Below are 14,494 nucleotides of genomic sequence, written 5' to 3'. Positions count from 1 at the left end.
GGGCCAGCCCCCCGGACCCCCCGAGGTATTTCGGGCCAGATGAAGAGCGGACGGGTCTTGGTCAGGGTGGTGGTCAGTGGCCGCGCCAGATCCAGCCGCCGCCGAGGATGCGGCTGCCGCCGGTCTCGTAGAAGACGCAGGCCTGGCCGGGACTCACGCCTTCTTCGGGGGTGAGAAGTTCGACCGCGGCTTCGGTTTCCGAGAGCGGGCGGATGATCGCCTCTTGCGGGGGGCGGGTCGAGCGCAGCTTGACCGAGACATGCCATTCGGGGCGCGCGGTGAAGGGGGTGTCGCCGAGCCAGTTGATCTCGCGCACGGGCACGGTGCGGGTGGCGAGCATCTCCTTGGGGCCGACGATGACGCGGCGGGCGTCCACATCGAGGCGCACCACGTAGAGCGGTTCACTGAGCCCGCCGATGCCGAGGCCGCGGCGCTGGCCGATCGTGTAGTGGATCACGCCCTCATGGGTGCCCAGAACCCGGCCATCGGCGTGGACGATCTCGCCGGGTTCGGCGGCGCCGGGGCGCAGTTTCTCGATCACGCCGGCATAGTTGCCGTCGGGCACGAAACAGATGTCCTGGCTGTCGGGCTTGTCGGCCACCTGCAGCCCATAGCGCGCCGCCAGTTCGCGGGTGGCGCTTTTCGAGGGCAGGTGGCCCAGCGGGAAGCGCAGGAAGGCGAGCTGTTCGGGGGTGGTCGAAAACAGGAAATAGCTTTGATCGCGGTTGGCGTCGGCGGCGCTGTGGAGTTCGGGCCCGTGCGCGCCCAGCTTGCGCTGGATGTAATGGCCGGTGGCCATGCAATCGGCATCGAGGTCACGGGCGGTTTCCAGCAGATCCTTGAACTTCACCCGCTCGTTGCAGCGGATGCAGGGCACCGGCGTGGCCCCGGCGAGGTAGCTGTCGGCGAATTCGTCGATCACCGCGTCGCGGAAGATGTTCTCGTAATCGAGGACGTAATGGGGAAAACCCATGTCCTCGGCAACGCGGCGGGCGTCGTGGATGTCGATCCCCGCGCAGCAGGCGCCTTTCTTGGCGAGCGCCGCGCCGTGATCGTAGAGCTGCAGGGTGACGCCGACCACGTCATAGCCTTCTTCGGCCAGTTGCGCGGCCACGACCGAGCTGTCGACGCCGCCCGACATGGCGACGACGACACGGGTGTCGGCGGGGGACTTGGCGAAGCCAAGCGAATTGATCGCGGTGTCGAGGGGCATGGGCGTCTCCTTGATGCAGCGGAATATAGGAAAATGCGAGGTAGTCTCAAGGGGCGGTTTCACCGGTCGTTAAGGGGGCAGGCGTCAGTTTGCGGACGGGATCTGTCGAGAAGGGGTGAAACCATGTTCCTGAAGAAGATGAACGGAAAACGGATCGTGAAGCTGCCGGATGGCAGCGTGATGAGCTGTGCCGACCTGCCGGCGCCGGACACCCGGCGCTGGACGGCGGCGCGCAAGCTGGCGGTGGTGCGCGGAGTGGCGCATGGGCTGATGGAGAAGGAGGCGGCGCTTGAGCGTTACGGGCTGAGCGAGGCGGAGTTCCTGGAATGGGTCAAGGGTGCCGGGGCGGGCGGATTGAGCGGCTTGAGGGCAACGATCCGAAAGAAGACGGATACAACCGACGATTGAAAAATATGTTTGCGCCTATCCGGTAACTTGTGGTTAACCAATAAGAGTCAAGGTGATGGCTGACTGACTGGAGTTGAAGTGGAGTTGAGTTAATGCGTGTGCTTTTGGTTGAAGACGACCCCACCACCGCGAAGAGCATCGAGATGATGCTGAACCATGCCAATCTGAACGTCTATACGACGGATCTGGGCGAAGAAGGCATCGATCTTGCCAAGCTCTATGATTACGATCTGATCCTGCTGGATCTGGGGCTGCCGGACATGAATGGCCATGAGGTGTTGCGACAGCTGCGCCTGGCGCGGGTGGAAACGCCGATCCTGATCCTGAGCGGGGCGGATGATACCGACAACAAGATCAAGGGATTCGGCTTTGGCGCGGACGACTACCTGACCAAGCCGTTTCACCGCGAGGAGCTGGTGGCGCGGATCCATGCGATCATCCGCCGCTCGAAGGGGCATTCGCAATCGGTGATACGGACCGGGCGGATCAATGTGAACCTCGATGCGAAGACGGTGGATGTGGACGGGCGGGCGGTGCATCTGACCGGCAAGGAATACCAGATGCTGGAGCTGTTGAGCCTGCGCAAGGGGACGACACTGACCAAGGAGATGTTCCTGAACCATCTTTATGGGGGCATGGACGAGCCGGAGCTCAAGATCATCGACGTGTTCATCTGCAAGCTGCGCAAGAAGCTGGGCGAGGCGACGGGCGGGCAGAACCATATCGAAACGGTCTGGGGGCGGGGTTATGTGCTGCGCGACCCGGAACCCGGACAGGCCAGCGCGGACCGCTTTGCCATCGGCGCCTGAGCGGGCAGGCGCGGGGAGCCTGCTCATGGCGGGGATGATGCCACTACTCACGACTGGACCTCGCACCGCGCGCACCCTATCACTTTGACCGACGGATGCGGGGCCGTGTGGCCCCGGCGCGGATCAAGGCGGAGGGCCGCAATGGGCAGGAAACGCGGGCAACAGGACGCGAAGGACCACACGGGCGCTGATGCCGGGGCGCCGCGGGCGCGGGATGACGCCGAGGGCACCGCGGATGCGCCGGGTGCGGGCGATTCCGGCGGTGATGCCGGTGATGATCTTCGCGCGGCCGACAGCGATGCCGCAGGGGTTTCTGCCGGCGATCAGGCGGGCGCAGGTGATGACGCTGCTGCTGGCGGTGATGCCGGTGATGATGCGGATGCGTCGGGCGGTGAAGATGGACGCGAAAGGCGCGCTGCGCAGGGCCAGGGTTTCGGCAATGTCGCGGTCGCTGAACTGACCCCGGAGCAAGCCGGGGCCGAACTGGAGCGGCTGGCCAGCCTGTTGACGCAGGCCGACCGTGCCTATCACGGCGACGATGCGCCGATCATGGCGGATGCCGATTACGACGCGCTGGTGATCCGCAATCGCGAGATCGAGGCGCGGTTTCCCGATCTCAAGCGCGCGGACAGTCCCAGCGAAAGGGTCGGATTCACGCCCTCGGAGGGGTTTTCAAAGGTCACCCATGCGGTGAGGATGCTGAGCCTTGGCAATGCCTTTGACGAGGATGAGATCGCGGAATTCGACAGCCGCATCCGCCGTTATCTGGGGATGGGGACGGGCGACAGGCTGACCTATACGAGCGAGCCCAAGATCGACGGGCTGAGCCTGAGCCTGCGCTATGAGAATGGTGCGCTGGTACAGGCGGCGACGCGCGGCGACGGGGCGGTGGGCGAGAATGTCACCGCCAATGCCCGCACCATCAAGGACATCCCGGGGCGGCTCGAGGAAGCGCCGGATGTGCTGGAGGTGCGCGGCGAGGTCTATATGGCGCATGCGGATTTCGCCGCGCTCAATGAACGCCAGGCCGACAGCGCGCAGAAGGTTTTCGCCAATCCGCGCAACGCCGCAGCCGGCAGCCTGCGCCAGCTTGACCCGGCGATCACGGCAAGCCGCCCGCTCAGGTTCTTCGCCTATGCCTGGGGAGCGCATAGCGAACCGCTGGGCGAGACGCAGATGGAGTCGATCGAGCGGCTGGCCGCGCTTGGCTTTGTCACCAACCCGCTGACCACACGCTGCGACGGGCCTGACGAGATGCTGGCGCAATATCGCCGGATCGAGCAGATGCGCGCCGAGCTTGGCTATGACATCGACGGGGTCGTCTACAAGGTGGACGACATCGCGCTGCAGCACCGGCTGGGCTATCGCAGCACCACGCCGCGTTGGGCGATTGCCCACAAGTTTCCCGCCGAGCTGGCCTGGACGCGGCTGGAGGCGATCGACATCCAGGTGGGGCGCACCGGCGCGCTGAGCCCGGTGGCACGGCTGCATCCGGTGACGGTGGGTGGTGTCGTGGTCAGCAATGCGACGCTGCATAACGAGGATTACATCGCGGGGCGCGATGCGCGCGGCAACGAGATCCGCGGCGGCAAGGATATTCGCGTGGGCGACTGGGTGCAGGTCTATCGCGCGGGCGATGTGATCCCCAAGATCAATGATGTCGACCTGGAAAAGCGCCCCGAGGGCGCGCAGCGCTATGATTTCCCGAAAACATGCCCCGAATGCGGCAGCCCCGCCATCCGCGAGGAGGGCGATGCGGCGCGGCGCTGCACGGGCGGGCTGATCTGCCCGGCGCAGGCGGTGGAGAAGCTGAAGCATTTCGTGTCGCGCGCGGCCTTTGACATCGAGGGGCTGGGCGCCAAGCAGGTCGAGCAGTTCTATCGCGATGGCTGGATCGGCGAACCGGCGGATATCTTCACGCTGAAGGATCGGTATGGGCCGGGGTGCATGACGCAGCTCAGGAATCGCGAGGGCTGGGGCGAGACATCGGCGGGCAACCTGTTCGAGGCGATCGAGGATAAGCGCAGCATCCCGCTGGCGCGGCTGATCTTTGGCCTCGGTATCCGTCATGTGGGTGAGGTGGCGGCGCGCGATCTGGCGCTGCACTATCGCGACTGGGACGCGATGGCACGCGCAGTCGATCTGGCGCGCCCGGCGGCGCTGGCGCATCGGGCTGCCGACGAAGCCGAGGACGCCGAGCGGATCGCTGCCGGCGAGGAGGGGCGGCGCGCGCGCATCAAGGAAAGCCGCGAGTCGGCCATCGCGGCGCTGGATGTGCCGGACGCGGCGCGCGCGGCCTGGGAGGACCTGATCGGGATCGACGGGATCGGCGCGGTGCTGGGCCTGTCGCTGAGCGATGCCTTTGCCAATGACCACGAGCGCGCGGCCTTTGATGCGCTTTGCAAGCATCTGACGATCGAGCCGCCCGATGCCCCGGCCTCGGACAGTCCGGTTGCGGGCAAGACGGTGGTCTTTACCGGCACGCTGGAAAAGATGACCCGCGCCGAGGCAAAGGCCCGCGCAGAGGCACTTGGTGCCAAGGTCTCGGGCAGTGTCAGCGCCAAGACCGATCTGCTGGTCGCGGGGCCGGGTGCGGGGAGCAAGGCGAAGAAGGCCGCCGATCTGGGCGTCGAGACCATCGACGAGGATGGCTGGCTGCAATTGATCGGCGGGTCATGAGCGGGCGGCCCGAAGCCCTTTTTCCGCTTTTTGCGGGGCTTGATACGCTGGAAGGCGTGGGGCCGAAAACCGTGCAGAACCTGGCGGCGCTTGAGGTGACGCGGCCGCGCGACCTGATCTTCACGCTGCCCTGGACGGGGGTGGACCGGCGCAAGCGCGCCACCGTGCAGGGTGCCGAGATCCCCGGCGTCGTCACGGTGGAGGTGGTCGTGGGCCAGCATCGTGCGCCCGCGCGCCGGGGCGGCGCCTATCGGGTGACGGTCGAGGATGCAGCGACCAGCTTTCAGCTGGTGTTCTTTCATGCGCGCGACGATTACCTGCGCCGCATCCTGCCCACCGGGGCGCGGCGCATCGTGTCGGGCAAGGTCGAGCTGTTCGACGGTGTGGCGCAGATGGTGCATCCCGATCACGTCCTTTTGCCCGAGGAAGCGGGCGAGATCCCCGATTTCGAGCCGGTCTATCCGCTGACCGCCGGTGTCACCCAGAAAATGATGCGCAAGGCGGCGCAGGCGGCGCTGACGCGGCTGCCGGAGTTGAAGGAATGGATCGACCCCGCGCAGAAGGCGCAGGCCGGTTGGCCCGACTGGGCCGAGGCGGTGCGGCGCGCCCATGATCCGCAGGAACAGCGCGACCTGAGCCCGGCCGACCCCGCGCGCGAGCGCCTCGCCTATGACGAGTTCATGGCCCATCAGATGACGCTGGCCCTGGCGCGCGCCCGGCTGCGCCGGGCCAAGGGGCGCGCCACGATGGGCACAGGCGCGTTGCAGGCCAAGGTGCTTGAGGCGTTGCCCTATGAGCTGACCGGCGCGCAGACACGGGCCATTTCCGAGATCGCGGGCGACATGGCGCAGGAGACCCGGATGAACCGCCTGCTTCAGGGCGATGTGGGCGCGGGCAAGACGCTGGTCGCGTTGAAGGCCCTGCTGATCGCTGTCGAGGCGGGCGGGCAGGGCGTGATGATGGCCCCGACTGAAATCCTGGCGCGTCAGCATTTGCAGGGCCTGCGCCCGCTGGCCGAGGCGGCTGGCGTTGTGATCGAGATCCTGACCGGGCGCGACAAGGGCGCCGAGCGGCGCGCCAAGCTCAAGGCGCTTGCAGCGGGCGATATCCAGATATTGGTGGGCACTCATGCGGTGTTCCAGAAGGACGTGGTATTCCATGACCTGCGCCTTGCCATCGTCGATGAGCAGCACCGGTTCGGCGTGCGCCAGCGACTGGAACTGGGCGCGAAGGGCGAGCGCGCCGATGTGCTGGTGATGACCGCAACGCCGATCCCGCGCTCGTTGTCGCTGGCGCAATATGGCGACATGGATGTGAGCGTGCTTGATGAAAAGCCGCCGGGGCGCAAGCCGATCAAGACGGCGCTGATCAACATGGCCCGAATCGACGAGGTGGTCGATCACCTGCGCCGCGCCATTGCCGAGGGGCGGCAGGCCTATTGGGTCTGCCCGCTGGTCGAGGAAAGCGAGGCGGTGGACCTGTCGAGCGCCGTTGACCGGTTCAAGCGGCTGCGCGCCGCCCTCGGCGAGGGGGTGGTGGGGCTGGTGCATGGCCAGATGCCGCCCGAGGAAAAGGATGCCGCGATGGCCGCGTTCCAGCGCGGCGATACGGTGGTTCTGGTGTCGACCACGGTGATCGAGGTGGGGGTGGATGTGCCCAATGCCTCGATCATGGTGATCGAGCGGGCCGAGCATTTCGGTCTGGCGCAGCTTCATCAGCTGCGCGGGCGCGTTGGGCGGGGCGAGGCGGAATCGACCTGTCTGCTGATGTATCAAGGGCCGCTGAGCGAGGGCGGCGAGCGGCGCCTGACCACGATGCGCGATACCGAGGACGGGTTTCGCATTGCCGAGGTGGATCTGGAGATGCGTGGCGCGGGCGATCTGATCGGGACGGCGCAATCGGGCCTGCCGAAGTTCCGCATCGCCGATATGGAGGCGCAGGCGGCGCTGATGGCCGTGGCGCAGAGCGACGCGCGCAAGTTGCTGGCGGATGACCCGGTGCTGGAAAGCGAACGGGGCCGCGCGGCGCGGGTGCTGTTGTGGCTGATGGAACAGGACCAGGCGATCAGGCTGATTTCGGTCGGCTGAAAGGCCTGAAAAGTTTCGTTTCAGATCAAATGCTTGACTCTGGTTGTGCCGGTTTGTTCGCCAATGTTCTCATAAAGTTCTTTACAGGCTCGGCCCAAAATGAGAACAAAGAGGCAACACAGTTAACCGGAAAGGAGCCTCCCGATGCTTCGCCAGATCAAGGCCACTGCCGAACGGTCCTCGGACACCCTGTTTGGGGATTTCCTGGGCGCTGCCGCCTTGATGGTGATGCTGGTGGCGGGGCTTTACCTGCCGGGTCTTGTCTGAGTTTCTGCCTGCGACGTTCCGCGCCCGTCATGAAAATCGGTATCGCCTGTCCCCTTGTGCCGGTGCCGATGTGAGTGACCGTCTGTCCCGAGGTCCTGGCCGGGGGTGATCTGCCTTTTCACCCCGACCGGCCGATGACGGGAACCTGCGGAGCCCGCTTTTCCTGCCGCCGCCACCTGCCTGGGTGCGCGGCGGTTTTTTTATTTGCGGCGGGCCGTGGGCGATGGTCCGCAGATGCCTGAAATCGCCGCCGGATCGCCATCTTGAGGCCGGACTTGGGTGATTGGCTTTGCGGGCGGTTCGAGTTGCGAGGCACGAGACATGTTCAGTTGGCACAGCCTGGTTCTTGTCGTCGTCATGGGATTGACGATGCTGGGCGTCGATATTCATCTCCAGGTGCAGAAATCGGGGGGGTCGTTCCGGGAGCTTGGGCTTGCGGGCTATCGGGAAACGATCCGCGCGCGCATCGAGGCGCGCGGCGGGACGCAGGTGGCGAGCAAGGCGCGCGAGGCACGGGAGGCGCAGCGCCTTCCAAAGGGCGGGCAGCCCTATATGGACGCGATCGCGGAGATGACCAGCCATCCCGCGCCGGGGCGCCGGGCGGATGCGCCGCTGCCTGTCCTGGACCCGCCTGAACGCGCACGCGCCACGGGTGGGAGACCACCGGAGGCAATGCCGGAGCCGACGCCGGAAACGGTGGCGGGCAGGATGGCGGGCGGGAGCGGCATCGGCGAGGCGCGGGGCGGCGCCCTTGGCGCCATGCTGAAGCGGTTCGCGGATGACGGGCTGAGCGGCATGATGGACGAGCTGCGCGGTGGCGCCGGCGCCCGGTTTGACGGCGCGCAGGTTCCGGCGGCATCGCAAGGCACCGTGACCCAGGGCGGCATCGCGGGGTCGGGTGCGGTCAAGCGGTTCAAGGCGGGTGTTGCTGTCTGCACCACGAATGGCGGCATCAAGCGCTGCCGTATCGGGGGGTGACGCGGTCAGGTCAGGCGCAGGAATGCGCAGCGCGGGCCTGTTCCATCGCCTCGACGATGGCATCGAGCGTCAGCATGATCGAGGCGTGGCGGTTCTTGTACTCGCGCGCGGGGCGCAGCACCTCGAGCCCGTCAAAGGGCGCGGGCGGGGTCGGCCCGTCCTGTTTGAGCATGGACTTAAGCGCATCGCGCGCGGCTGAGACCTGATCGTAGCTGCAGCCGATCACATGCGCGCCCACCACGCTGGCGGCGGCCTGGCCCAGGGCGCAGGCCTTCACCTCGGCGGCGTAATCGGTGATGGTCTCGCCATCGGTGGCGATATCCACCGTCACCGTCGAGCCGCAGAGCGGCGCGCGTTTCTTGACGCTGGCATCGGGCGCGTCGAGCCGCCCGTGATGCGGAATGTCGGCGGCCAGTTCGAGAATCCGGGCCGAATAGAGCTTGATAAGGTCGGTTTCGCCGCTCATGGCTTTCCCTTTGCTGCGTGACTCAATAGATAGAAGTCCTGACGCGAGATGCAAAAGGTTTTAGGACATGGCGTTCGATCCGGGCTCATTGAAATACGACGATCGCGGGCTGATCCCCGTCATAGCGCAGGCCGCCGAGGGGGGCGAGGTGCTGATGATGGCGTGGATGAACAGCGAGGCGGTGACGCGGACGCTGGAGACCGGGCGGGTGACCTATTGGAGCCGCTCGCGCCAGGCGTTCTGGGTGAAGGGCGAGAGCTCGGGCCATGTGCAGCACCTGGTCGAGATGCGGGTGGATTGTGACCGCGATTGCCTGCTGGTGCTGGTCGAGCAGGTCGGACCGGCCTGTCACACCAACCGGCGCAGCTGTTTCTACACGGCGCTGCGCGATGGCGAGGAAACCGAGATCATGGCGCCCCTGGGCGCGTGATGCGCGTGGGGGTTTTGCACCCCCACACCCCCACAGAGTATTTCCGGCAAGATGAATCCCGCTCAGAGGCCGAGGCGGGCGCGCAGTGATTGCGGGCTGTCGCCCTGGGCGCGGTAGGTGGCGATGGCGCGGGCATCGTCGCGTTTGGCGAGGCGCTTGCCCGCGGAATCGCGGATCAGGCGATGGTGGTGATAGAGCGGCACCGGCAGTTCCAGAAGCTGTTGCAGGAGAACATGGATCTGCGTGGCCTCGAAGAGGTCCTGGCCGCGGATCACATGGGTGATGCCTTGCGCCGCGTCATCGACCACGACGGATAGGTGATAGGAGGCGCCAAGGCCGGGGCGCGCCAGCGCCACATCGCCGACTCTGCCGGTCATGTCCTCCGGCGTGATGCGCCCGGTTTCGCCCGCAGGGCCGGTGCCGGTTTCGGTGAAGGTGACGGGTGCGTCGAGGCGGGCGAGGGCGCGCGCCATGTCGAGGCGCAGCGGCATGTCGGGCATGGCGCCCGAGGGCGGTGCCTTGGGGCGGCAGGTGCCGGGATAGATCAGCCCGTCGGGGCCGTGGGCGGGCGCGCCTTCCTGCGGGGCGGAGACGGCGGCGCGGATATCGGCGCGCGAGCAGCTGCAGGGAAAAAGCAGGCCCATGTCCCAGAGGCGCTCGAGCGCGGCGCGGTAGGCGGGCAGGCGCTCGGACTGGCGCAGCACGGGGCGGGGCCAGTCGAGCCCGAGCCAGGCGAGATCGTCGAATATCTGCGCCTCGTATTCGGAGCGGCAGCGGGACGTGTCGAGATCGTCGATGCGCAACAGGAAACGCCCGCCTGCCGCATGTGCCATGTCATGCGCCAGAAGCGCCGAATAGGCATGGCCCAGATGGAGCGGGCCGGTGGGGGATGGGGCGAATCGTGTGGTGAAGCTCATGAAGGGATGAGATCGGCGGTTTCGCCCAGCCAGTCGCGCCAGGCCGATTTGGCGCGGTCGGTATAGGCCTTGTAGCGGTCACGCCGCCCGCGCCGCCCGCCCTTGAGGCCTTCGACGGGGCGAAACAGACCGAAATTGACGTTCATGGGCTGGAAGGTCTTGGCCTCGGCGCCGCCGGTGATGTGATGGATGAGCGCGCCCATCGCCGAATCCTGCGGCGGCGGGGGGAGGTCGCGCCCGAGGATCTCGGCAGCGGCGAGGCGGCCCGCCAGCAGGCCCATCGCGGCGGATTCGACATAGCCTTCGACGCCGGTGATCTGCCCGGCAAAGCGGATATGGGGGCGGGCGCGCAGGCGCATCTGCGCATCAAGCAGGCGCGGAGAGTTGATGAAGGTGTTGCGATGAATGCCGCCGAGCCGGGCGAAACGGGCGTTTTCGAGCCCCGGAATCATCCGCAGCACCTCGGTCTGGGCGCCGTATTTCATCTTGGTCTGGAAACCGACGATATTGTAGAGCGTGCCGAGCGCGTTGTCGCGGCGCAGTTGCACGATGGCGTGGGCCTTGGTTTCCGGCTGGTGCGGATTGGTGAGGCCGACGGGTTTCATCGGCCCGTGGCGCAGGGTTTCGCGGCCCCGTTCGGCCATGACCTCGATCGGCAGGCAGCCGTCGAAATAACCGGCGGTCTCGCCCTCGTGGAACTCGGTCTTGTCGGCGGCGAGCAGCGCGTCGATGAAGGCTTCGTAGGTGTCGCGGTCCATCGGGCAGTTGAGATAGGCGGTGCGTTCGGCCTCGGTTTCGCCCTTGTCGTAGCGCGATTGCATCCAGGCCTTGGAGAGGTCGATCGAGTCGAAATAGACGATCGGCGCGATGGCGTCGAAAAAGGCCAGCGCCTCGCGGCCGGTTTCGCGTGCGATGGCCTGACCCAGCCCTTCGCTGGTCAGCGGCCCGGTGGCGATGATCCAATGGCCTTCGGCGGGCAGGTCGTTGATCTCGCCGGGTTCGATGGTGACCAGCGGGTGGTCGCGCAGCGCCTGCGTCACGTCACGCGCGAAGGCGTCACGGTCGACGGCGAGGGCGCCGCCCGCGGGCAGGCGGTGACGGTCGGCCATCGCCATGATCAGCCCGTCGGCGGCGCGCATTTCCCAATGCAGAAGACCGACGGCGTTCTGTTCGTCGTCATCCGAGCGCAGCGAGTTGGAGCAGACCATCTCGGCCAGGTCGCCGGTGCGATGGGCGAAGGTGCCGGTCTTGGGGCGCATTTCATGGATCACCACGGGCACGCCCATATTGGCGGCCTGCCATGCAGCCTCGGACCCGGCCATGCCGCCACCGACGATATGAAGTGTCGTATTCATGCGCCGCGATGTAGGCGATTGCGCGGGCTTTGGAAAGGGCGCGGGAAATGGGGCGGAAATGGGGCAGGGGTGGAAACGGATTGTCGCGTGGACGGAAACAGCCGTCGCAACGTGAAAATCACCTTGCAAGACTTTGATGTCAGGAGGAATCGTGGGGTTGACGCAAGCCGTAATGCTTTGCTGCTAAAAACCCGAATTCGAACCAATCGAATGATACTTGCACCAACCCCGCATCAAAAATGGCAGAATTGTGCCGGGCGGAAAAACCAGTGTTCTGGAAACGGTTTGTTTCCTTTTGGGCAACGAAAGCGGTAAATCCCTGCGCCGGATCAATAAATGCCATCCAGGGCGCGCGGCGATTTCGTCGGGAAATCGACACCAGCTGCGTTTATCGTTGCCTTTCAGGGGACAATTTGCGCCCAGGAGCGTTGATTATGGCGCGGGTGGGGTCAGTCCTGATGCCAGTCGGGGGTGCGCTTTTCGAGAAAGGCGCTGATTCCCTCGGCTGTGTCCTCGACCATCATGTTCTCGACCATCACCGCGCCTGTATGGGCATAGGCCTGATCGAGGCCCATTTCGATCTGGTCGTAAAAGGCGCGTTTGCCGATCCGCACGGCGGTGCCGAGCTTGCTGGCGATCTGGCGCGCCAGGGCGTCGGTTTCGGCGGCGAGGTCTTCATGGGGGACGGCGCGGTTGATGAGTCCGAGCGCCGCGGCGCGGTCGGTGTCGATGAAATCGCCGGTGGTCAGCATCTCGAAGGCCTGTTTGCGCGGGATGTTGCGGCTGAGCGCCACCATCGGGGTCGAGCAGAACAGGCCGATATTGACGCCGTTGACGCCAAAGCGCGTGCCGTTGGCAGCCACGGCAAGGTCGCAGGAGGCGACGAGCTGGCAGCCGGCGGCGGTGGCGATGCCGTGAGGCTGGGCGATGACCGGCTGGGGCAGGGCGCGGATTGCCGTCATCACTCTTGCGCAGCGGGTGAAGAGATCGGCGAAATAGGCGCGCCCGCCATCCTCGGCCTGGCGCCCGGCGGTCATCTCCTTGAGATCATGCCCGGCGCAGAAGGCCTTGCCGGCGCCGTCGATGATGACCACGCGGATCGCGCTGTCACCGGCGAGGCGGTCGAACTGATCCTGCAGGGCGGCCAGCATCGCGTCGCTGAGCGCATTGAGCTTCTCGGGGTGGTTGAGGGTCAGCCGGGCGACGGGGCCGTTATCGCTGCGCTCGAGAATTGCCATCTTGAACCTCCGGTTTCGTTATGGGCAACCTTACGCGCGTATGGGCAGGGAGGGAAGCGGATGAGCCTGAAAATGACACGCGCGGCGCTGGAGGATTTCCTGGCGGCGGAATTTCCGCAGGTCGCGGGGGATTTCGAGATCGAGGAACTGGGTGAGAACCGGATCCGGGTGCGGCTGGCGACGGCGGATCGGCACCTGCGCCCCGGCGGGACGGTGTCTGGGCCGAGCATGTTCGCGCTGGCGGATGTGTCGGTGTACCTGGCGATCCTGGCGATGATAGGGCCGGAGGCGCTGGCCGTGACCACCAATTGCAGCATCGATTTCATGCGCAAGCCCGCCGCGGGGGCCGACCTGATCGCCGAGTGCCGGATCCTGAAGCTGGGGCGGGTGCTGGCGGTGGGCGAGGTGCTGATCTTCTCGCTGGGCGTCGATGCGCCGGTGGCGCGCGCGAGTCTCACCTATTCTATACCGCCCGCGCGGGAGTGAGCGGGAAGGGGGGCTGTCTGCCCCCCGCCGCGCCGCTGGCGCGACTCCCCCCGAGGATACTTGGGAACAGAAGAAGGGTGCGGGCGGTGCGATCTAGGCGGAGAATACAAATATCTGACCGAGTTTCGTGGAGAATCCTCAATGAAGTTGAGGAGGCGTTTGAGCGGGCGCTTGCTAAAATAATCCGCCCAGATGATGCCTTACGAGTCGATTAGTTTTTTCCAACTCCGTCCTTAAATCCTCTTGATTGAACGAAACCCTAAAGCCTTTTTTTAAAGCGGTTTCGTGCAGCCAGGGCCAAGCTGGATCTTCGGTAACGGCCCAGTCATAGTCTTCTTTTCCTCGCTGCCATACTCGAACAAGCCACGCCCACATATCTGCCGCCTGAAGTGGTGGTGATCGATCCTCTCTGTCAAACACAGGGGTGCTACCAAGAAGGCGTTTTATATCGTCTGGAACGCTATCATTCACGTGGTGCCAAGCATTTAAGATCTTCTGTTGCTCACTACGCTCGTCAAAAACAAAGTTCACGGGACCATGAACGCCAAGTTTCACTTGAACTCGAGTAAGTTTTAGCACCATTGCGCGCACTGCGAAAATGTAAGGATTTGTTAGGTCTCGTCTAAACTGCGACCAATTGGTTATCTTGTTAGACGGCCAAATCACCTCATCAAACGCGGCAAGCAGCTCATTCTTTCGCAATGTGCATGACATTGAGATAAGATCAGCGTTCTCAATCAGCCTGTAGAAAGCAAGAGCGCGCTCACTGTAATAATCTGAACCCATAAGATCGCTCATTTTGAATACGCCATCCATGTATGATGGAAGGAACGACAACAAGTCCTCCCATTCACACGAGAACTTATCCCATGTTTCAGCGGTTGCGACATAGCCACCGATGATAAACCAATCATCGTCAGTGCTTTCATCGCAGTAGGCGCGCCAAAACACTATTAGCGATCCAGCCGACTTGCGGCCATAACCACACACTTGACTGTGTATCCAGTCGGCTGCAAAAGACATCCCCCCCTTTGTGGTTGCTGAAGTTGCTCAAAACCTACGTCCCATGATTGGGTACGGCAAATACAATACTGCCAAGTATATGGGGTAAAATGATACCGTAATTGCAAGGCATTGAATTTGCGTGATTTATTGCGGTAC

General features: G+C 64.8%; 15 protein-coding genes. 8 read left to right on the top strand and 7 right to left on the bottom strand.

What is annotated here, in order from left to right:
* Positions 1-73: 73 nt before the first annotated feature.
* A complete protein-coding gene (mnmA, locus tag ROH8110_RS05910) occupies positions 74-1,213 on the bottom strand; it encodes a tRNA 2-thiouridine(34) synthase MnmA (RefSeq protein ID WP_085816709.1) in 1,140 nt (379 codons plus the stop codon).
* 123 nt (positions 1,214-1,336) lie between these two features.
* Here mnmA and ROH8110_RS05905 point away from each other — a divergent pair, with 123 nt between their 5' ends.
* The 6 genes from ROH8110_RS05905 (at position 1,337) to ROH8110_RS05885 (ending at position 8,441) form a co-directional block, all read left to right on the top strand.
* A complete protein-coding gene (locus ROH8110_RS05905; protein WP_085816708.1) occupies positions 1,337-1,621 on the top strand; it encodes a DUF1153 domain-containing protein in 285 nt (94 codons plus the stop codon).
* A 92-nt stretch (positions 1,622-1,713) separates the two neighbouring features.
* Positions 1,714-2,430, top strand: coding sequence for a response regulator transcription factor CtrA (ctrA, locus tag ROH8110_RS05900; protein ID WP_085816707.1), 717 nt, complete (start codon positions 1,714-1,716; stop codon positions 2,428-2,430).
* A 141-nt stretch (positions 2,431-2,571) separates the two neighbouring features.
* Positions 2,572-5,109: an NAD-dependent DNA ligase LigA gene (ligA, locus tag ROH8110_RS05895; RefSeq protein WP_176236583.1), complete on the top strand. Its 2,538-nt coding sequence runs from the start codon at positions 2,572-2,574 to the stop codon at positions 5,107-5,109.
* Positions 5,106-7,196 carry an ATP-dependent DNA helicase RecG gene (recG, locus tag ROH8110_RS05890; RefSeq protein WP_085816706.1) on the top strand — a complete coding sequence of 697 codons (2,091 nt, stop codon included), beginning with the start codon at positions 5,106-5,108 and terminating at the stop codon, positions 7,194-7,196. Before ligA ends, recG begins: the two co-directional genes overlap by 4 nt.
* 144 nt (positions 7,197-7,340) lie before the next feature.
* On the top strand, positions 7,341-7,463 hold the full coding sequence (locus tag ROH8110_RS18890; protein ID WP_254903725.1) for a hypothetical protein: 123 nt from the start codon (positions 7,341-7,343) through the stop codon (positions 7,461-7,463).
* A gap of 321 nt (positions 7,464-7,784) precedes the next feature.
* Complete coding sequence (locus ROH8110_RS05885; RefSeq protein ID WP_085816705.1) at positions 7,785-8,441, top strand: hypothetical protein; 657 nt, start codon at positions 7,785-7,787, stop codon at positions 8,439-8,441.
* A 10-nt stretch (positions 8,442-8,451) separates the two neighbouring features.
* Here ROH8110_RS05885 and ROH8110_RS05880 read toward each other — a convergent pair whose 3' ends face one another.
* The gene (locus tag ROH8110_RS05880) at positions 8,452-8,907 is read right to left on the bottom strand and encodes an iron-sulfur cluster assembly scaffold protein (RefSeq protein ID WP_085816704.1); all 456 of its coding nucleotides are present in this window, start codon (positions 8,905-8,907) and stop codon (positions 8,452-8,454) included.
* A 67-nt stretch (positions 8,908-8,974) separates the two neighbouring features.
* Here ROH8110_RS05880 and hisI point away from each other — a divergent pair, with 67 nt between their 5' ends.
* Positions 8,975-9,337, top strand: a complete 363-nt coding sequence (gene hisI, locus ROH8110_RS05875; protein WP_085816703.1) for a phosphoribosyl-AMP cyclohydrolase — start codon at positions 8,975-8,977, stop codon at positions 9,335-9,337.
* A gap of 62 nt (positions 9,338-9,399) precedes the next feature.
* Here hisI and gluQRS read toward each other — a convergent pair whose 3' ends face one another.
* From gluQRS to ROH8110_RS05860, 4 genes are all read right to left on the bottom strand, one after another.
* A complete protein-coding gene (gene gluQRS / locus ROH8110_RS05870; RefSeq protein ID WP_085816702.1) occupies positions 9,400-10,254 on the bottom strand; it encodes a tRNA glutamyl-Q(34) synthetase GluQRS in 855 nt (284 codons plus the stop codon).
* Positions 10,251-11,609: a methylenetetrahydrofolate--tRNA-(uracil(54)-C(5))-methyltransferase (FADH(2)-oxidizing) TrmFO gene (trmFO, locus tag ROH8110_RS05865; protein WP_085816701.1), complete on the bottom strand. Its 1,359-nt coding sequence runs from the start codon at positions 11,607-11,609 to the stop codon at positions 10,251-10,253. Before trmFO ends, gluQRS begins: the two co-directional genes overlap by 4 nt.
* Before the next feature lie 139 nt (positions 11,610-11,748).
* A complete protein-coding gene (locus ROH8110_RS18435) occupies positions 11,749-11,952 on the bottom strand; it encodes a hypothetical protein (protein WP_139837387.1) in 204 nt (67 codons plus the stop codon).
* Between the two features lie 106 nt (positions 11,953-12,058).
* The gene (locus tag ROH8110_RS05860; protein ID WP_085816700.1) at positions 12,059-12,847 is read right to left on the bottom strand and encodes an enoyl-CoA hydratase; all 789 of its coding nucleotides are present in this window, start codon (positions 12,845-12,847) and stop codon (positions 12,059-12,061) included.
* A 60-nt stretch (positions 12,848-12,907) separates the two neighbouring features.
* On the opposite strand from ROH8110_RS05860, the gene ROH8110_RS05855 reads away from it, so the two are divergent.
* Positions 12,908-13,333 (top strand): PaaI family thioesterase, encoded by a 426-nt coding sequence (locus ROH8110_RS05855; RefSeq protein WP_085816699.1) that lies wholly within the window; start codon positions 12,908-12,910, stop codon positions 13,331-13,333.
* Positions 13,334-13,507: 174 nt separating this feature from the next.
* Here the strand turns inward: ROH8110_RS05855 and ROH8110_RS05850 are convergent, their stop codons facing one another.
* Positions 13,508-14,356 (bottom strand): DUF3800 domain-containing protein, encoded by an 849-nt coding sequence (locus tag ROH8110_RS05850; protein WP_085816698.1) that lies wholly within the window; start codon positions 14,354-14,356, stop codon positions 13,508-13,510.
* Between the last annotated feature and the right edge of the window lie 138 nt (positions 14,357-14,494).

Origin of the sequence: Roseovarius halotolerans (assembly GCF_900172255.1) — a bacterium.
GTDB lineage: Bacteria > Pseudomonadota > Alphaproteobacteria > Rhodobacterales > Rhodobacteraceae > Roseovarius > Roseovarius halotolerans.
Note: the sequence above shows the minus strand (reverse complement) of the source record. Positions and strands in the feature narration are given on the sequence as shown.

Coding starts and splice junctions, on each gene's coding strand:
- mnmA (WP_085816709.1), bottom strand. CDS start 1,213: ATGCCCCTCGACACCGCGATCAATTCGCTTGGCTTCGCCAAGTCCCCC.
- ROH8110_RS05905 (WP_085816708.1), top strand. CDS start 1,337: ATGTTCCTGAAGAAGATGAACGGAAAACGGATCGTGAAGCTGCCGGAT.
- ctrA (WP_085816707.1), top strand. CDS start 1,714: ATGCGTGTGCTTTTGGTTGAAGACGACCCCACCACCGCGAAGAGCATC.
- ligA (WP_176236583.1), top strand. CDS start 2,572: ATGGGCAGGAAACGCGGGCAACAGGACGCGAAGGACCACACGGGCGCT.
- recG (WP_085816706.1), top strand. CDS start 5,106: ATGAGCGGGCGGCCCGAAGCCCTTTTTCCGCTTTTTGCGGGGCTTGAT.
- ROH8110_RS18890 (WP_254903725.1), top strand. CDS start 7,341: ATGCTTCGCCAGATCAAGGCCACTGCCGAACGGTCCTCGGACACCCTG.
- ROH8110_RS05885 (WP_085816705.1), top strand. CDS start 7,785: ATGTTCAGTTGGCACAGCCTGGTTCTTGTCGTCGTCATGGGATTGACG.
- ROH8110_RS05880 (WP_085816704.1), bottom strand. CDS start 8,907: ATGAGCGGCGAAACCGACCTTATCAAGCTCTATTCGGCCCGGATTCTC.
- hisI (WP_085816703.1), top strand. CDS start 8,975: ATGGCGTTCGATCCGGGCTCATTGAAATACGACGATCGCGGGCTGATC.
- gluQRS (WP_085816702.1), bottom strand. CDS start 10,254: ATGAGCTTCACCACACGATTCGCCCCATCCCCCACCGGCCCGCTCCAT.
- trmFO (WP_085816701.1), bottom strand. CDS start 11,609: ATGAATACGACACTTCATATCGTCGGTGGCGGCATGGCCGGGTCCGAG.
- ROH8110_RS18435 (WP_139837387.1), bottom strand. CDS start 11,952: ATGGCATTTATTGATCCGGCGCAGGGATTTACCGCTTTCGTTGCCCAA.
- ROH8110_RS05860 (WP_085816700.1), bottom strand. CDS start 12,847: ATGGCAATTCTCGAGCGCAGCGATAACGGCCCCGTCGCCCGGCTGACC.
- ROH8110_RS05855 (WP_085816699.1), top strand. CDS start 12,908: ATGAGCCTGAAAATGACACGCGCGGCGCTGGAGGATTTCCTGGCGGCG.
- ROH8110_RS05850 (WP_085816698.1), bottom strand. CDS start 14,356: ATGTCTTTTGCAGCCGACTGGATACACAGTCAAGTGTGTGGTTATGGC.